Source organism: Terrabacter sp. MAHUQ-38, assembly GCF_014518425.1.
Classification (GTDB): Bacteria; Actinomycetota; Actinomycetes; order Actinomycetales; family Dermatophilaceae; genus Terrabacter.
Window position 1 is genome coordinate 775,161 of the sequence record NZ_JACVCU010000002.1, and the last position, 16,204, is coordinate 791,364.

General features: G+C 72.1%; 18 protein-coding genes. 9 read left to right on the forward strand and 9 right to left on the reverse strand.

What is annotated here, in order from left to right:
* Positions 1-40 precede the first annotated feature (40 nt).
* Entirely contained in the window at positions 41-307 is a 267-nt protein-coding gene (locus H9I49_RS10520) for a WhiB family transcriptional regulator (RefSeq protein ID WP_188030276.1), read from the reverse strand.
* 241 nt (positions 308-548) lie between these two features.
* On the opposite strand from H9I49_RS10520, the gene cofD reads away from it, so the two are divergent.
* Positions 549-1,544: a 2-phospho-L-lactate transferase gene (gene cofD, locus H9I49_RS10525; protein ID WP_188030277.1), complete on the forward strand. Its 996-nt coding sequence runs from the start codon at positions 549-551 to the stop codon at positions 1,542-1,544.
* Positions 1,541-2,599, forward strand: coding sequence for a coenzyme F420-0:L-glutamate ligase (locus H9I49_RS10530; RefSeq protein WP_188030278.1), 1,059 nt, complete (start codon positions 1,541-1,543; stop codon positions 2,597-2,599). The genes cofD and H9I49_RS10530 overlap by 4 nt, the downstream gene beginning before the upstream one ends.
* 34 nt (positions 2,600-2,633) lie before the next feature.
* Here the strand turns inward: H9I49_RS10530 and H9I49_RS10535 are convergent, their stop codons facing one another.
* Positions 2,634-3,602: a zinc-binding dehydrogenase gene (locus H9I49_RS10535; protein WP_188030279.1), complete on the reverse strand. Its 969-nt coding sequence runs from the start codon at positions 3,600-3,602 to the stop codon at positions 2,634-2,636.
* A 52-nt stretch (positions 3,603-3,654) separates the two neighbouring features.
* Here H9I49_RS10535 and H9I49_RS10540 point away from each other — a divergent pair, with 52 nt between their 5' ends.
* From H9I49_RS10540 to H9I49_RS10550, 3 genes are read left to right on the forward strand one after another with little or no spacing between them, the layout of a single operon-like run.
* Entirely contained in the window at positions 3,655-4,332 is a 678-nt protein-coding gene (locus H9I49_RS10540) for a biotin transporter BioY (RefSeq protein WP_370587520.1), read from the forward strand.
* Between the two features lie 17 nt (positions 4,333-4,349).
* Positions 4,350-5,060, forward strand: coding sequence for an ABC transporter ATP-binding protein (locus H9I49_RS10545; RefSeq protein WP_188030280.1), 711 nt, complete (start codon positions 4,350-4,352; stop codon positions 5,058-5,060).
* On the forward strand, positions 5,057-5,716 hold the full coding sequence (locus H9I49_RS10550; protein WP_370587521.1) for a CbiQ family ECF transporter T component: 660 nt from the start codon (positions 5,057-5,059) through the stop codon (positions 5,714-5,716). Before H9I49_RS10545 ends, H9I49_RS10550 begins: the two co-directional genes overlap by 4 nt.
* Positions 5,717-5,749: 33 nt before the next feature.
* On the opposite strand, the gene H9I49_RS10555 is transcribed toward H9I49_RS10550, so the two are convergent.
* From H9I49_RS10555 to H9I49_RS10565, 3 genes are all read right to left on the reverse strand, one after another.
* Complete coding sequence (locus H9I49_RS10555) at positions 5,750-6,922, reverse strand: NADP-dependent malic enzyme (protein ID WP_188030281.1); 1,173 nt, start codon at positions 6,920-6,922, stop codon at positions 5,750-5,752.
* Positions 6,923-7,094: 172 nt separating this feature from the next.
* Positions 7,095-8,390, reverse strand: coding sequence for an HD-GYP domain-containing protein (locus H9I49_RS10560; RefSeq protein ID WP_370587522.1), 1,296 nt, complete (start codon positions 8,388-8,390; stop codon positions 7,095-7,097).
* A 4-nt stretch (positions 8,391-8,394) separates the two neighbouring features.
* Positions 8,395-9,696 carry an HD domain-containing phosphohydrolase gene (locus tag H9I49_RS10565; protein WP_188030283.1) on the reverse strand — a complete coding sequence of 434 codons (1,302 nt, stop codon included), beginning with the start codon at positions 9,694-9,696 and terminating at the stop codon, positions 8,395-8,397.
* 445 nt (positions 9,697-10,141) lie between these two features.
* On the opposite strand from H9I49_RS10565, the gene H9I49_RS24425 reads away from it, so the two are divergent.
* Complete coding sequence (locus H9I49_RS24425; protein ID WP_369791897.1) at positions 10,142-10,216, forward strand: 50S ribosomal protein bL37; 75 nt, start codon at positions 10,142-10,144, stop codon at positions 10,214-10,216.
* Between the two features lie 127 nt (positions 10,217-10,343).
* Here H9I49_RS24425 and rsrA read toward each other — a convergent pair whose 3' ends face one another.
* Genes rsrA through H9I49_RS10585 form a run of 4 tightly spaced genes read right to left on the reverse strand, consistent with a single transcriptional unit; the run spans position 10,344 to position 12,956 of the window.
* Positions 10,344-10,634, reverse strand: a complete 291-nt coding sequence (gene rsrA / locus H9I49_RS10570) for a mycothiol system anti-sigma-R factor (RefSeq protein WP_188030284.1) — start codon at positions 10,632-10,634, stop codon at positions 10,344-10,346.
* Positions 10,631-11,458 (reverse strand): sigma-70 family RNA polymerase sigma factor, encoded by an 828-nt coding sequence (locus H9I49_RS10575; protein ID WP_370587523.1) that lies wholly within the window; start codon positions 11,456-11,458, stop codon positions 10,631-10,633. The genes rsrA and H9I49_RS10575 overlap by 4 nt, the downstream gene beginning before the upstream one ends.
* Positions 11,459-11,475: 17 nt before the next feature.
* Positions 11,476-12,117 (reverse strand): alpha/beta family hydrolase, encoded by a 642-nt coding sequence (locus tag H9I49_RS10580; protein ID WP_188030286.1) that lies wholly within the window; start codon positions 12,115-12,117, stop codon positions 11,476-11,478.
* Positions 12,114-12,956, reverse strand: a complete 843-nt coding sequence (locus H9I49_RS10585; protein WP_188030287.1) for an SOS response-associated peptidase — start codon at positions 12,954-12,956, stop codon at positions 12,114-12,116. The genes H9I49_RS10580 and H9I49_RS10585 overlap by 4 nt, the downstream gene beginning before the upstream one ends.
* Before the next feature lie 154 nt (positions 12,957-13,110).
* Here H9I49_RS10585 and H9I49_RS10590 point away from each other — a divergent pair, with 154 nt between their 5' ends.
* Genes H9I49_RS10590 through rsgA form a run of 3 tightly spaced genes read left to right on the forward strand, consistent with a single transcriptional unit; the run spans position 13,111 to position 16,092 of the window.
* Positions 13,111-13,641 carry a DoxX family protein gene (locus H9I49_RS10590; RefSeq protein WP_188030288.1) on the forward strand — a complete coding sequence of 177 codons (531 nt, stop codon included), beginning with the start codon at positions 13,111-13,113 and terminating at the stop codon, positions 13,639-13,641.
* A 52-nt stretch (positions 13,642-13,693) separates the two neighbouring features.
* Positions 13,694-15,052: a 3-phosphoshikimate 1-carboxyvinyltransferase gene (gene aroA, locus H9I49_RS10595; RefSeq protein ID WP_370587524.1), complete on the forward strand. Its 1,359-nt coding sequence runs from the start codon at positions 13,694-13,696 to the stop codon at positions 15,050-15,052.
* Entirely contained in the window at positions 15,049-16,092 is a 1,044-nt protein-coding gene (rsgA, locus tag H9I49_RS10600; RefSeq protein WP_188030290.1) for a ribosome small subunit-dependent GTPase A, read from the forward strand. Before aroA ends, rsgA begins: the two co-directional genes overlap by 4 nt.
* Positions 16,093-16,204: the final 112 nt, after the last annotated feature.

Here is a 16,204-nt window from a genome sequence, read left to right on the forward strand (position 1 = left end):
CACCCGGACGCCTGCGAGGCGCCGGGTTCGAACCTCACGATCAGACCGCGCGCTTCTTCAGCTTGCGGCGCTCTCGCTCGGACAGCCCGCCCCAGATGCCGAACCTCTCGTCATTGGAAAGGGCGTACTCGAGGCACTCTGCCCGTACCTCGCAACCAACGCAGACCTTCTTGGCCTCGCGTGTGGAGCCGCCCTTCTCCGGGAAGAACGCCTCCGGGTCGGTCTGGGCGCAGAGCGAGCGCTCCTGCCAGGAGAGCTCACCCTCCTGTTCTCCCGTATCCGACCAAACCACCTTCAGCTCGTGCATGACCCCTCCTCGACCCTGACTCCACTTGTGTCAGCACTTGCTGCACCCGGCGACACCGTTCCCCGGAGGGGATGGACAAAACGTCCATTCCTCCCGATGACGCGACCCCGACGAATACAACAATGAAATTACATGCGTGTCATACGCCCTACGTCAAGCCGGTTGGTGATATTCGCTGCAGGAATTCGCGACGGTCACCCCGAGCGACTCGGCCCAGCGGCACGGCTGAGAGGATCGGCACATGCGCATCACCGCCCTGGCCGGAGGAGTCGGCGGCGCCCGGTTCCTCCGGGGCCTGCTCCACCACGCCCGACAGTCCTACCCGCTCGGCTCCGATCACGACCAGCTCGATCTCACGGTCATCGGCAACACCGGCGACGACATCACGCTCTTCGGCCTTCGGGTGTGCCCCGACATCGACACGCTCCTCTACACCCTCGGCGGAGGCATCCACGAGGGGCAGGGCTGGGGGCGCGCCGACGAGTCGCACCACCTCGCGGCCGAGCTGGCCGCCCTCGGCGCCGAGCCGCAGTGGTTCACGCTGGGCGACAAGGACTTCGCCACGCACGTCTACCGCTCGCAGCTGCTCGGCCGGGGTATGCCGCTCAGTGCGGTCGTCGAGCGGCTCTCCGCACGGTGGGGGCTGGCCGAGCTGGGTGTCACGCTGCTGCCGATGACCGATACCCCCGTCGAGACGCACGTCGTGGTCGAGGAGCAGGGCGAGCAGCGCGCGATCCACTTCCAGGAGTGGTGGGTCCGCCACCGGGCCGAGCTGCCTGCCGACCGGTTCGTCGTCGCGGGGCTCGACCGTGCGACCGCCGCGCCAGGTGTGCTCGACGCGATCCGCGGCGCGGACGTCGTCATCCTGCCCCCGAGCAACCCGGTCGTCTCCATCGGGATCATCCTCGGCGTGCCCGGCGTCCGCGACGCCCTGCGCGGCACGCGCGCCCCCGTCATCGGCGTGTCCCCCCTCGTCGGCGGACGCCCGGTGCGCGGCCACGCCGACGTGTGCCTCCGGACCATCGGGGTCGAGGAGACGAGCGCCGGCGTGGCGGGGCTCTACGCCGACTTCCTCGACGGGTGGCTCGTCGACGAGGACGACCCGATAGAAGGCCGCCCCGGGCTCGAGGTCGTGCGCCGGCCGCTGCTGATGAGCTCGGTCGAGGCCGCCGCCGACATGGCGGGAGCCGCCCTGGAGCTCGGCCTGCGGCTGCGCGCGGAGCGGGCGCCGGCGTGACCGCGCCGATCACGATCACCCCGCTCACCGGCATCCCGGAGGTCCGCGAGGGCGACGACCTGGCCGACGTCCTCCAGCTCGGCCTCGACCATGCCGGCGTGCGCTTCGAGGACGGCGACGTGCTCGTCGTGTCGAGCAAGATCGCGAGCAAGGCGCTCGGGCTCGTCACCCACGACCCCGACAAGGACCGCGTGGTGCGCGGTGAGACCGAGCACGTCGTGGCCGAGCGGGCGGTCGGTGACCGGGTCACGCGCATCGTCCGGGCCAAGGCGGGCCCGATCATGGCGGCGGCCGGCGTCGACGGGTCCAACACCGGCGGCCGCGGCGGGTGGCTGCTGCTCCCCCACGACCCAGACGCGGTGTGCGAACAGATCCAGGACGCAGTCCTCACCCGGCACGGCGCGCGCATCGGCGTCATCCTCAGCGACACGGCCGGCCGTCCGTGGCGGGTCGGGCAGGTCGACTTCGCCCTCGGCGCCCACGGGCTGCGCGTCCTCGACGACCTGCGCGGCGGCTCGGACGCCGACGGCAGACCGCTCGAGGTGACGGCACGGGCGCTCGCCGACGAGATCGCGGCGGCCGCGGACCTCGCCAAGGGCAAGGTGTCCGCGGTACCTGCAGCCGTGCTGCGCGGCCTCTCCGGGGTGCTCGTCGACGAGCCGCTCGAGGCGCACCCGCGCGGGCGCGACCTCGTGCGGACCGGCCCCGGCGACTGGTTCGGCTACGGTCGGGTCGAGGCGGTCCGCGCGGCGCTCGGCATCGAGCCGGGCAGCCCGGAGGCCGCCGCAGTCGGGGTCGCGCCCGCGGGTTCCGACACGAGGCTCGAGGCCGTCGCGAGGGCAGTCCGCGTGGCGCTCCACGGCGTCGAGTCGGGGACGGCCGATGTCGGACGGCTCACGGTCACAGTGGGCGCCGACACGGCATACGAGCTGGGGGTCCTGGTCACACGACTACGCGCGGCGTTGTGGTGCGAGTGGCTCGAGGGGCGCGCCGACCCGCCGTCGGCCGATGGGGTGTCGGCGGTCGTGCACGTCAGCGCCGCCCACACGGGCTGACCCGCTCAGGCTGACCGCGGGACGGCAACCCTCGTCAGACGGTGAAGACGACCTTGCCGAAGACGTCGCCGTCGACCATGCGGGCGAAGCCGTCTCGTGCCTGCGCGAGCGGCAGCACCGAGTCGATGGCCGGCTCGATCCGGCGCTGCTCGACCAGGCGAGCCAGCTGCGCCAGCTCCTCACGGGTGCCCATCGTCGAGCCGACGACCCGCAGCTGCTTGAAGAAGATCTTCGTCAGCTCGGCCCTGGACGGGGCGTCGCCCGACGTGGCGCCGGAGATGACGACCGTGCCGCCCGGGCGCAGCGAGTTGACCGAGTGCGACCAGGTTGCGGCGCCGACGGTCTCCATGACGGCGTCGACGCGGTCGGGCAGGCGCTCCCCCGAGGTGAAGACGCGGTCGGCGCCGATCTCGAGCGCCCGTTGCCCTCGGACCTCGTCCCGCGAGGTGACCCACATCCGGTAGCCGGCGGCCGAGCCGAGCTGGACGAGGGCCGTCGAGACGCCGCCACCCGCTCCCTGGACGAGGACGGTGCCGCCCGGTTGCACCCCGGAGTTGGTGAACAGCATCCGGTAGGCCGTGAGCCACGCCGTCGAGAGGCATGCCGCGGTCTCCCACGACAGCGGCTCGGGCTTGGGCACGACGTTGCCCGCGGGTACGAGCACCTTCTCGGCGAGCGTGCCGTCGTGCAGCTCCGACAGGAGGGTGCGACGCGGGTCCAGGGTCTCGTCGCCGCGCCAACCGTCGGAGGCGACGACCGCGTGGACGATGACCTCGTTTCCGTCGGGGTCCAGGCCTGCGCCGTCGCAACCCAGGACCATGGGCAGACGGTCGGGCGCGAGACCCACCCCGCGCAGCGACCACACGTCGTGGTGGTTCAGCGCTGCGGCCTTGAGGTCGACGACCACCCAGCCGTCTCGCGGCTCCGGGTCCGGGCGCTCGTCGACGACGAGGCCGGACAGCGGGTCGGACGCGGACTGACTGGCGGCGTAGGCAGCGAGCATCACAGCACCATAGTGACCGGCGGCTCCCGGACACCCCGGTAGGGTCCTGCCCGTGACCGACAACACCCACGCGCGGGGCACGGCCCCGGGCGCCCCGTCGACGGCCCAGGCCGGTGCCGCTGGAGGGATCGGCCTCCCCGCCTCGCCGAGAGGGGTCGACGCCCAGTCCGTCGCCCTCGTGGCCGTCTTCACGGCCCTGCTCGTTGCCGCCGCGGTCGTGCCGGGCATCCCGGTCGGCGGCTTCGGCGTGCCCATCACGCTGCAGACACTCGCGGTCATGCTCACCGGCCTGGTCCTCGGCCCCGTTCGCGCAGGTCTGGCGGTGCTGCTCTACCTCGTCCTCGGCTTCGTCGGGCTGCCCGTCTTCAGCCGGGGGCAGTCCGGTCTCCAGGTGCTGACCGGTCCGACTGCCGGCTACCTCGTGTCGTTCCTCGTCGCGGCGGTCGTCCTCGGGCTGGCCGCGCGCCACACCGTCCGGCGCGCCCGGCCCGGGCTCTGGGTGCCGCTGCTGCTCGCCGGGTCGGTCGTCACGACGGTCGTCGTCGTGCACGCTCTCGGCGTCGCCGGCCTCATGGTCAACCTCGACCTCCCCTTCTCAGCGGCCGTCAGCGCCGACCTGCCCTTCCTGCCGGGCGACCTCGTGAAGGACGTCGTGGCCGTCGTCGCCGCCGTCGCCGTGCACCGTGCGTTCCCCGACGTGCTGGTCCGCCCGGGTCGCCGGCGTGCCTGACGTCCCGTGACGCACTCGTGACGTCGGTCCGGGTCCAAGGGGCCACCGTCACCCTGCCCGCCGACGGGTCGCCGGACGGCCGCAGCCGGACCATCCTCGGGCCGGTCGACCTCACGCTCGACGAGGCCAGGGTCAGCGTCATCGGGGCCAACGGGTCGGGCAAGTCGACGCTGCTGCGCCTGCTCAACGGCCTCGTGGCCCCGACCTCGGGGACGGTCACGGTCGACGGCCTCGACACCGTGCGCCACGGCGCCAGGGTGCGACGCCGCGTCGCGTTCGGCTTCACCGACCCCTTGTCGCAGCTCGTCATGCCGACTGGACGCGAGGACGTCGAGCTGTCCCTCCGGCGCCGGCACCGCGCCCGTAGCGACCGTCGTGCAGCGGCCGAGGACGTCCTCGCACGTTTCGGCCTGAGCCACCTCGGCGACCAGAGCGTCTACGAGCTGTCAGGCGGCGAACGCCAGCTCATGGCGCTCGCTGTCGTGCTCGCGACCGACCCTGCCCTGCTCGTCCTCGACGAGCCGACGACCCTCCTCGACCGCCGGAACACCTCAGGGTTCACGCGACTTCTGGAGACGCTGCCGCAGACGGTCGTCCTGGCGACCCACGACCTCGAGCTCGCCCTTCTCGCCGACCGCACGATCGTCGTCGACGCCGGACGGGTCGTCTTCGACGGCGAGCCGGCCGTGGCCGTGGAGCGTTACCGGAACCTCGTGGACGAGCCGTGACCAGTCCGGGGTTGTTCACGGCGCACGTGCCCGGGACGTCGCTGCTGCACCGGATGCCGTTGTGGCCCAAGCTCGCCGGAGTCATCGCAGTGGGCGCGATGGCCTGGCTCGTGGGGTCGCCGTGGCCGTTCGCGGCCGTGACCCTCGTCCTCTGGGCACTCGCCGTGGCCGCAGCGTTGCCGCTGCGCCGGCTCCTCCGGTCGATCCGGACGCTGCTCCCCGTCCTCGTCGTGCTGCTCGCCTTCCAGTGGTGGTCGCACGACCTCGCGTATGCCGTCCACGTCGTCCTCGGCATCGCCAACGCGTTCGTCGCGGCCGGCATCCTCACCGCGACGACTCCCGTCACCGACCTGCTCGACGCCGTCGTGCGGGCGGCGCGTCCGCTGCGCCGCGTCGTCGACCCCGAGGTCGTCGCGCTGACGCTCGGGATCGTCGTGCGCTCGGTGCCGTGGGTCGCCGGATCCTTCGCCGCGGTGCGCCAGTCGGCCCGTGCCCGAGGGCTCGACCGCGACCCACGCGCGGTCGTCGTCCCCACGGTCGTGCACGTCGTCGCCTATGCGCGGGCAACCGGCGAGGCGCTCGCGGCCCGGGGCCTGACCGACCCACCGGACGACGAGCCGGACCCCGACATCGGCAGCGGCGGGCGCCGCTCCTGAGGAGGGCGCCCGCCGTCTCGCGGGAGGGGCGCGCTAGCGCGACGCGGTCAGCGCGAGCGCCGAGACGGCCTCGGCGACCGCGGGCGCCACGCGGTCGTCGAACACGCTGGGCACGACGCGGTCCGCGGTCGGCGCCTCGACGAGGCCGGCGATCGCTCGTGCGGCCGCGAGCTTCATCTCCTCGGACACCCGCCGCGCCCCGGAGTCGAGAGCGCCGCGGAAGATTCCGGGAAACGCGAGCACGTTGTTGATCTGGTTCGGGAAGTCCGACCGTCCCGTCGCGACGACCTCGGCGAACCGTGCCGCGACGACGGGGTGCACCTCGGGGTCAGGGTTGGCGAGCGCGAAGATGACCGCCCGCGGTGCCATGCGCATGAGGTCGCGCTCGGCGACGGTGCCGCCCGAGACCCCGATCAGGACGTCGGCCCCATCCAGGGCGTCACCGATCGTCCCGGTGACGCCGCGCGGGTTCGTGACGCCACGCAGCTCCTCCTTGTGCGTGACGAGGTCGTCCCGGCCGGGGCCGAGGACGCCCCGCGAGTCGACGACGACGACATCCGCCACGCCGGCGGCCACGAGGATGCGGCTCACGGCGACGCCCGCCGCGCCGGCCCCGGAGACGACCACGGTGAGCTCGGACAGCTCCTTGTCGACCACCTGCACGGCGTTGAGCAGGGCCGCGAGCGCGACGATGGCCGTTCCGTGCTGGTCGTCGTGGAACACCGGGATGTCCAGCCGGTCCTGCAGCCGCCGCTCGATCTCGAAGCAGCGCGGGGCCGAGATGTCCTCGAGGTTGATGCCGCCGTAGGTCGGGGCGATGCGCGCCACCGCGTCGACGATCTCCTCGACGGTGCCGGTCTCCATGCACACCGGGACGGCGTCGACGTCGGCGAAGTGCTTGAAGAGGACGGCCTTGCCCTCCATGACGGGCATGGCGGCGAGCGGGCCGACGGCGCCGAGCCCGAGAACCGCCGTGCCGTCGCTGACGACGGCGACGGTGTTGCGGCGTGAGGTGTACACCCCCGCGAGCGTCGGGTCGGCCGCGATGGCGCGGGACACCTGGGCGACGCCTGGCGTGTAGAGCAGGGACAGGTCCTCTGCATCCCGCAACGGCGACGTGGCGTGTACCCCGAGCTTTCCGCCCACGTGGACGCGGAAGACCGGGTCACTCGGGTCGAAGAGCTGGCTGGTGGGCAACGCACTCATGCTGGAACACCTCGTTCGCATCGAGAAAAAGAGGGCAGGCGCCCTCACTGGTGGAACAGTGCCGGGGGTCTGGCCTGCAAGCTCGTTCTCGCGACGGGGGTTGCCCGAAGGCGCCATTCTGGCACGCCGGGAGTTGCCGACCAAGGATGGGAGACCCGGTGTGATGGCCGTCTCAGGCGTCGGCGCGCGCGTTGTCGATCGACTTGAGCAGCGCATCGACGACGCGTGGGTCGTACTCGTAGCCGAGCCCGAGGTAGATGCGCTCCACGGCGGCCTCACGGGCCCGGACGCTGCGAGCACCAGCGGTGAGGTCCTCGTAGGCGTTGACGACCTTGACGATCCGGCTCGTCAGCGGGATCTCCTCGCCGAGCTCGCGCACCTGGCGATAGGGCGTCGTCTGGTGCTCGAGGATCTGGGCCACCCCCTCGAAGACGCCGGTCTCGCGCACGATCGCGACCGTGTCGGCCTCGATGCGCCGCTGGTCGGCCGGGGCCGCCAGCACGGTCGCCCCGCCGGGGATCGGCTCGACGAGTGCGACCTGGCCGATGTCGTGCAGCAGCGCGGCGTACTCGAGGTCCAGCAGCTCACGCTCGGACAGGCCGAGCTCACGGCCCACCCGCACGGACAGGGCGGCCACGCGCTCGGAGTGACCCGAGGGGGTGTACCCGGCCGCGTCGGTGAGACGAGACAGGGTCCGGATGCTCTGGAGGTAGGTCGCGCGGATGCTGACATAGCGACGGAACGCGAAGAGGGTCAGCACGAGCGGCATGAGGAAGAGCGGGAGGGCCGCCACTCCGAGCGGCGGGGCAGCGAGCGCGATGAGGACACCGGTGACCGTGACGGCCATCGAGAGGGCGAACGAGGAGCGGAACTCCTCGACGAAGGTGCGGCGCAGGTTCACGGTCACGGTGACGGCCCGGAGCACCGACGTGAAGAGGGCGTCCGTCACGAGTGCCACCATGCAGATGCCGAGCATCAGGGCCGCGCGCTGCCAGGGCACCGGCGCGTCATCGGGCACGCCGTTGCCCGGTGCCTGACCCAGCACCGCGACGCGGTAGACCACCGTCACGAAGGCGATCGCGACGAAGCGCCCGGTCGTCTCCACGATGCTCGTCTCGCGGCCGGCCACGACGCGCACGGTCGTGCCGAGGACCATCGCCACCGACGTCACGGCGAGCACGAAGGGCGCGCCGTACGGGACCTTGGTACCACCGGGGAGCTCGGTCGTCAGGGCGAGGCCGAAGGCGGAGGCCATCGCGATGGGCGCCGCCCCGCGGAAGCCGGGCGCCGACAGGTGGAACCACTCACCGAGCACGATGGTCACCGCGAACGCCGCCACGAGTCCGAGCACGGCCTGGTCGTCGATCGGTGGGAGGTCGCGGGTCTGGATGGTCGCGACGAACGAGACGACGAGGCCCAGCAGCCCGAGCACGGCGGCCACGGGCTCGCGGCGCACTGCGCCGTTCACGCGGTCACGTCGCATCCGAGGTCGCGGGCCAACCGTGCTTGTCGAGGGCAACGGCGGTGGCCGCAACGACGTCAGGGTCGAAGCGCCCGGCGTCTGAGCGCAGCCGACGCGTCACGTCGGCGACGGACACGGGGGGGCCGCCCTCGAGGTCCTGCATGACGCCCTCGACGGCCGCCACGACGGCCACGATGCGCGCCGCGACGGGGATGCCCTCGCCCTCGAGGCCGTCCGGACGCCCGCCCCCGTCGAAGCGTTCGTGCTGGTGCCGGATGCCGGATCGCGCGTCCTCGAGGAAGTCGATGCCCTCGATCATCCGGGCTCCCATGACGCAGTGCCGGTCGATGACGCGACGCTCTGCGGGTGTCAGCGTCTCGACGGGACGACGTAGCAGTCGCGTCGCGACCCCGAGGTGGCCGATCTCGTGCAGCGTGGCGGCGTAGCGCACGGTGCCGATCTGTCCCGGCGGCAGGCCGAGCTCCTCGGCGACCCATTCGGCAAGGGCTGCTGCCCGGCGGCTGCGTTCGACGGCCGGCGGCTCCTTGGTGCCGAGAGCGGTCACGAGGGTGTCGATGGTCCGTTCGTGCGAGCGGAGCTCCTCGCCGTACTGGATGAAGGCCCACCTCGCTGCCAGTAGGGGCGCCATCACGAGGAGCGCGCTGAACGCCTCGAGCCCGGCGGGAAACCAGAGGATGACGAAGAGCAGGCCGATGATGCCGTAGCCGATGTAGGCCACGCCGGAGCCACTCAGCACCCGACGCACCTGGACGCCGAAGGGGATTCCCTGGTCGAGGTGGATGACGCCGGAGAGCAGCACGGCGTTGACGAGGCATCCGACGACATCGGCGGCGATGAGCGGCAGGCCCACCTGCGTGCCCAGCTCGGCCGTGCTCATTCGCAGCATGCCGTCGCCGGATTCACCACCGAGCAGCCGGTAGGTCATGGCGGCCGCCGCACCGAGCAGCCCGCTCATGGCGGCGTTGAACATCGTGGCGGTCCAGCGCGGTTGGCGTCGGTCGATGAGCATCGAGAGCGTGCCGACGACCCAGGCCCCGAAGACGCCCACGATCGCGGCGGACGCGACGAGGATGATCGACAGGAACGAGAAGCTGATCCGCAGGCCGACGTCGGGCTCGCGGATCTGGTAGCTGACGAGACCCATGATGCACAGCAGCACGAGGGGCCCGAAGTCCGGCCGCGGTAGGAAGAGCCACGACAGGACACCGACAGCGAGCGAGGTCGCGAGAACGAGCGCGAGGTAGCCCGGCAACCACTTTGACCGCAGGGTGACGGTGGCTGCCTGACTCACATCAGTCACGGTAGCGCGACGGCACCGGGGCCCTCAGAAGACCCCGGTGCCGTGCAGCGGCGTCCGGCTTGGTCAGCCGCCCCAGCCCCAGACGCTGGCGATGGAGATGATGGCGCGGGTGGCGAAGTCGGTGCTGGCGATGGCCGACAGAAGGGCAGCGAACATTTGGGGGCTCCTTGAATGCGTTGATGTTCCGGATGCGTGCGCCATGGAGGGGCGTTGTGCGGCAGCACAGAACAACTGAGGTTTCCCTCGATGATCACAGTGCCAAAGACATGGGGCGCACAGAAGTAGACCCGACCAACTCTTGGGCGGATCTATACCAAGATTTTAAGGTTTGAAGGGGAACCCCGCCACCGAATTGGGTGGCTCCGGGCCGATGTGGAAGAATCATGTCTTCGTGCCCGCATGGGCACGATACCTGATGCACCTAGGAGAGCCGACGATGAGCAAGCGCGCCCGCAAGCGCCGCTCCCGCAAGGGCAACGCCGCCAACCACGGCCGCAAGCCCAACGCCTGAGCCGCAGACGTCAAAGGCCCGCACCCGACGATGTCGGGGCGGGCCTTTCGTCCTTTCCGGCGCCAGACCAGCGCAAGACGAGCACCTGACCTGCACGTGACCAGCGCGTCACTTCGCGGGTGGGCCGTCAGTCGCGGTGCACCTGGATGACGGTCATCGAGATGCGCGACATGATCGTCATCCGCAGCGCCTCCGGCGCCTGCTCGCACTCGCACGAGCGCTTGATCAGCGACTTGAGCGTCGTGTCGAGGTCGTACTCCTTGAGGCACGGGCCGCACTCGTCGAGATGGGCCTGGATCTTCGCGCACTCCTCGGGGCCGAGCTCGCCGTCGAGGTACTCGTAGATGCGCAGCAGCGCCTCGGAGCAGTCGGTGCGCGACTCACCGCCGCCCGACGCGCTCGCCGTGTGCTCGTTCATGCCCGGGTTCCTTCCGTGCCCGCGCCGCCGGTCGTGCCCGCTGCGACGAAACCGCGCTCGGCGGCATACTCCGAGAGGAGCTCTCGCAGCTGGCGCCGCCCGCGATGCAGGCGGCTCATCACGGTGCCGATCGGCGTCTCCATGATCTCGGCGATCTCCTTGTAGGAGTAGCCCTCGACATCGGCGAAGTACACCGCGAGGCGGAACTCCTCGGGAATGGCCTGGAGCGCCCGCTTGACGTCGCTGTCGGGCAGGTGGTCGAGCGCCTCCGCCTCCGCGGAGCGCAGCCCCACCGACGTGTGCGACTCGGCGCGCGCCAGCTGGTAGTCCTCGATCTCGGCCGAGTCGGACTCGAGGGGCTGGCGCTGCTTCTTGCGGTAGCTGTTGATGTAGGTGTTGGTGAGGATGCGGTACATCCACGCCTTGAGGTTCGTGCCGGGGCGGTACTGGTGGAAGGCGGCGTACGCCTTCGCGAACGTCTCCTGGACGAGGTCCTCGGCGTCGCTGGGGTTGCGAGTCGTGCGCAGGGCGGCGCTGTAGAGCTGGTCGAGCAGCGGCATCGCCTCGCGCTCGAAGCGCGACCGGCGTTCGGCGTCGCTCTCGCCGGCGACGTCGACCGTCGCGTCGGCGACCTCCTGCGAGGTGCGCACTGGCGTGCCGGGGTCGTCGGTGCTCGGGTCGGCGAGCCGGAGGGCAGCGCTCGGGTCGGTCTTCTTGTCCTTTGCCATCGCCTCCCAGCCTAGACCGGCGGGCAGCGTCGACCGACCGCGCTCCGCGGAGGTGGCCGTGAGGCCTTCGGGCGCACGGGTGGGGCAGGTGACCATGCCTCGTGCAACGACACCTAGCCGGGGAGCATTCCCGCGATCGAGGTGAGCGCCTCGGTCAGGGCGCTGCGTGAGCTCCTGGGGTAGCTGTGCGCGCCGGGGACCTCGAGGAGGGTGGCGCCGGGAGGCAGGTGGGGGCGCACCTCGTCGGGCGTGCCGAAGGTGTCGTTGGTGCCCTGCACGACCCAGGTCGGGTCGGGGGCGAGCGCAAGCTCGTGGGCACGCAGCTTGTCCGGTTGGCCCGGCAGGTGGAGCGGGAAGCTGAGCAGCAGTGCGGCATCGGCCTCGAGCGGCCCGGCGGTGCGGCAGGCCACGCGGGCGCCGGCGCTGCGGCCGCCCAGGACGAGGGGGCGCGGCAGCCTCCCGCGTCCGGTGACGAGTGCCTCGACGATGGGCACCCAGGCGGCGTCGAGGGTCGGAGGCCGACCGGCGACCTTGCGGCCGGCGACGAGCCACGGCTGCTCGACGAGCACCACGGCCCAGCCGGCGCCGACGAGGACCTCGCGCGCGATGGCGAGGTCGATGGCGCCCAGCCCTCCCCCGGCGCCGTGGCCGAGCACGACGGTGCCGCGGGACCGGGGTGGCCGTTGCACGTGCGCGCGCCCCGGACCGCCCGGAGTCTCGATGAGGCGGACGGTCGTGCGGATGGGTGCGCTCACGCGCCGATCACCTCACCGGTCATGGGGTCGACCACTCCCTCGAGCTCGTGCGCCGGCAGCGGCTCGACGAGCGCAGGCCCGTTGTTGCGGGTCGCGCCCACGGCGCGGCTGACCGGGTGCGCAACGAAGCGGCCCGGCTGCGCGAACTCGAGGACGCCCTGGACGTATGCGGGGTCCTTCTCGTCGGGGTCGACCCACCGCTGCCACTGCTCGGGCTCGAGGACGAGCGGCTGACGGTCGTGGATGCGGTCCATGCCGGGATCGGCGGCCGTCGTGATGATCGTGAACGTCGTGAGCCACGCGCCCGGGTCACCGTCGGGCAGCCCGGGGTCTCGCCAGAACTCGTAGAGCCCCGCGAACGCGACCGGCGCGCCGTCGGCGCGGTGGATGAAGAACGGTTGCTTGCGCGGCTTGCCCTTGGCGTCCACGGCCGTCGGCGAGACCTGCCACTCGTACCAGCCGTCGGCGGGCACGATGCAACGCCGGGAGAGGGCCGCCTTGGCGAAGGCGCCCTTGCCGAGCACCGACTCGGCGCGTGCGTTGGTCATGCGCAACCCCATGGTCACGTCCTTGGACCACGCCGGGACGAGGCCCCAGGTCAGCAGCCTCAGCTGACGCGTGGGCTCTGCGTCGGCCTCGTCGTCGCTCGAGCGGGGCCGGCGCGTCAGCACGACCGGCGCCTGCTTCGAGGGGGCCATGTTCCAGTCGGGCTCACCGGCGGGCGGGGCCTGCGGGTTCTTCAGCACGCTGCGGGCCGGCTCGCCGGTGTGGTCCTCGTCGACGTCGAAGGCCTCGATGAGCTCGTCAGGCCGCGCGCTCGCGGCGTACCTCCCGCACATGCGCCACAGCGTATGCCGTGTCGCCGACGCCGAGGGCGGCTCACAGGTGGGGCACGGGCTCCCGTACCGCGGGTATGTCGATACCGTAGGTGTCCACTGGTCCACGATGGCCACGGTCCGCTCCGGTGGACCGCCGGCCGGAGGAGGAAGTCCCATGATCGTCCGCCGACTCGCCCGCCCGCTGCTCGCCTCCGTGTTCGTCGCTGCAGGCGTCGAGGCGCTGCGCAACCCGGCCGCGCGCACCGACCAGGCCGCCCACCTGCTCCAGAAGGTGCCCGACCAGGTCCCCGGCGTGGAGGTGGCCGCGAAGGACCCGGACCTCTTCGTCCGTGTCAACGGTGCGGCCTTGCTCGGCGGCGGCATCCTGCTGGCCACCGGACGCATGCCGCGGCTCGCGTCGACCGTGCTGGCCGCGTCCGTCGTGCCGACGACGGCGATCGAGCACGCCTTCTGGGAGGAGACCGACCCGGCGCGCAAGGCGCAGAGCCGCAGCCTCTTCCTCAAGAACGTCGGCCTGCTCGGTGGTCTGCTGCTCGCTGCGGTCGACACCGAGGGCAAGCCGGGCCTCGCCTGGCGCGCCCAGCACGCCACGAAGACGACGCGCCGCGAGGCCCGTCACGCCAGGCAGGCCGCGAAGCGTGAGGCGCGCCTGCTCGCCCACCGAGCCCAGGACATCGTGAGCTGAGTTGAGTCCCACTGATCCATCGACCCATCCGGCACCCGCAGGGGTGTCACCCGTGACCACCGGTGCGCCCGATGGCGACACCCTGACGGCAGAGGCCGACTGGGCCGCCCCCCTCGCCCGGGGCCCGCTCGACGCGACGGTCGTCCTGCCCGGCAGCAAGTCGCTGACCAACCGCTACCTGGTGCTCGCCGCGCTGGCGAGCGAGCGCTCGCGCCTGCGGTCCCCGTTGCGCTCGCGCGACACGCTCCTCATGGCCGATGCGCTGCGCTCGCTCGGGGTGCAGATCGACGACGTCTCCCCCGACGGCGACGTCACTTCCGACTCCGTCGACGACTGGCTCGTGACCCCGCCCGAGTCACTGCGCGGCGACGTCACCGTCGACTGCGGCCTGGCGGGCACCGTCATGCGCTTCCTGCCCGCCGTGGCCGCGCTCGCCGACGGGCCGGTGCGCCTCGACGGCGACCCGCAGGCACGGGTCCGCCCGATGGGCCCGGTCATCGACGCCCTTCGCGTACTGGGTGTCGACGTCGACGACGACGGCGGGCATCTGCCCATCACCGTCAAAGGTCGCGGGCGCGTGCCGGGCGGCTCGGTCACGATGGACGCGTCCGCGTCCTCGCAGTTCATCTCGGCCCTGCTCCTGGCGGGTGCGCGCTACGACGACGGGGTCACCGTCCACCACGACGGCAAGCCGGTCCCGAGCGAACCGCACATCCTCATGACGGTGGAGACCCTGCGCGACGCGGGTGCGATCGTCGACGACAGCGAGCCCAACACGTGGCGGGTCGAACCCTCGGAGATCAACGCGCTCGACGTCTCCGTCGAGCCCGACCTGTCCAACGCCGGCCCGTTCGTCGCGGCGGCTCTCGTCGCGGGCGGCACCGTTCGCGTGCCGGGGTGGCCGCAGCACACGACCCAGGCGGGCGACCTGCTCCGCGAGATCCTCGACACCATGGGCGCCGACGTGCGACTCGACCGCTCGGGGCTCACGGTGGTCGGCGGTGACGAGCTCGTCGGCATCGACATCGACCTGCACGACGCGGCGGAGCTGACGCCGACGGTCGCGGCCCTCGCCGCGCTCGCGTCGACGCCGTCGTGGATCCGCGGCGTCGGCCACATCCGGGGCCACGAGACCGACCGGCTCGCGGCCCTCACGGCCGAGCTGGGGCGCATCGGCTCCGACGTCACCGAGACCGAGGACAGCTTGCGCATAGCCCCGGCGCCCTTGCGCGGTGCGCGTTTCCGCAGCTACCACGACCACCGGATGGCCACCGCCGGGGCCATCGTCGGCCTGCGTGTGCCCGGCGTGCACGTCGAGGACATCGGGACCACACGCAAGACGCTCCCCGACTTCGTGGGCCTGTGGCAGGGCATGCTCGCGGGCACGGCGCCGGTGGTGCTGCCCCGATGAGCTGGCGGGACCTCGACGAGGGCGACGTGCGCGTCCGCCCCACCCGCAAGGGCTCGAGGCCCCGCACCAAGGAACGGCCGGCACATTCTGACGCCGTCGTGGCGATGGTCATCGGTGTCGACCGCGGCCGTTACACCTGCCTCGTGCCCAAAGGCGCGCTCGGCAAGAAGGAGCCCGAGCGGGTGGTCACGGCGATGAAGGCCCGCGACATCGGCCGCACTCGGGTCGTCGTCGGTGACGACGTCGCCCTCGTCGGTGACCTCGCCGGCGGGCCCGACGCCCTGGCCCGCATCGTGCGCATCGAGGAGCGGCGCTCGGTGCTGCGGCGCACCGCCGACGACACCGACCCCTTCGAGCGGATCATCGTGGCGAACGCCGACCAGCTCGTCATCGTCACGGCCCTCGCCGACCCCGAGCCTCGACCCCGGATGGTCGACCGCTGCCTCGTCGCGGCATACGACGCCGACCTCGAGCCGCTCCTGGCCCTCACGAAGGCCGACCTCGTCGACCCGGCGCCCTTCCTCGCCAGCTACGCCCCCCTCGAGGTCGCCCACGTGGTCACCTCGCGCACCGACCGCGACTTCTCCGGCCTCGAGGACCTCCGCGCCAAGCTCTCCGGCAAGGTGTCCGTTCTCGTCGGGCACTCGGGCGTGGGCAAGAGCACCCTCGTCAACGGCCTCGTGCCGGGCGCGCTGCGGGCCACCGGGTCGGTCAACGACACGACGGGGCGGGGTCGGCACACGTCGACGAATGCCGTGGCGCTGCGCCTGCACGGAGCCCACGGGGCCGACGACGGCTGGGTCATCGACACGCCGGGCATCCGGTCCTTCGGTCTCGCGCACATCGACGTCGACCGCATCATCGACCATTTCCCCGACCTCGCCGCGGGCACCGAGAACTGCCCGCGCGGTTGCACGCATGACGAGGAGGAGTGTGCTCTCGACGCGTGGGTGACCGAGGGGCACGCCGGACCGGCGGGGCCCTCGCGTCTGGCCTCGCTTCGACGACTGCTGGCGAGCCGCGCCGGCGAGGACCACTGACCCGGCCAGGCCCCACTCGGCCGACGGGCGCTCTGCCGCAACGGCATACGGTCTCCGGCAGGTCACGGTCGCGTGACGTCGCCGGTGGGAGCGCGGGTGCTCCCACCGCTCC

What these genes read in the sequence shown, in the direction of transcription:
- H9I49_RS10520 (WP_188030276.1), bottom strand. Translation starts at nt 307, where the DNA reads ATGCACGAGCTGAAGGTGGTTTGGTCGGATACGGGAGAACAGGAGGGT.
- cofD (WP_188030277.1), top strand. Translation starts at nt 549, where the DNA reads ATGCGCATCACCGCCCTGGCCGGAGGAGTCGGCGGCGCCCGGTTCCTC.
- H9I49_RS10535 (WP_188030279.1), bottom strand. Translation starts at nt 3,602, where the DNA reads ATGCTCGCTGCCTACGCCGCCAGTCAGTCCGCGTCCGACCCGCTGTCC.
- H9I49_RS10555 (WP_188030281.1), bottom strand. Translation starts at nt 6,922, where the DNA reads ATGAGTGCGTTGCCCACCAGCCAGCTCTTCGACCCGAGTGACCCGGTC.
- rsrA (WP_188030284.1), bottom strand. Translation starts at nt 10,634, where the DNA reads ATGAACGAGCACACGGCGAGCGCGTCGGGCGGCGGTGAGTCGCGCACC.
- H9I49_RS10575 (WP_370587523.1), bottom strand. Translation starts at nt 11,458, where the DNA reads ATGGTCACCTGCCCCACCCGTGCGCCCGAAGGCCTCACGGCCACCTCC.
- H9I49_RS10585 (WP_188030287.1), bottom strand. Translation starts at nt 12,956, where the DNA reads ATGTGCGGGAGGTACGCCGCGAGCGCGCGGCCTGACGAGCTCATCGAG.
- H9I49_RS10590 (WP_188030288.1), top strand. Translation starts at nt 13,111, where the DNA reads ATGATCGTCCGCCGACTCGCCCGCCCGCTGCTCGCCTCCGTGTTCGTC.
- rsgA (WP_188030290.1), top strand. Translation starts at nt 15,049, where the DNA reads ATGAGCTGGCGGGACCTCGACGAGGGCGACGTGCGCGTCCGCCCCACC.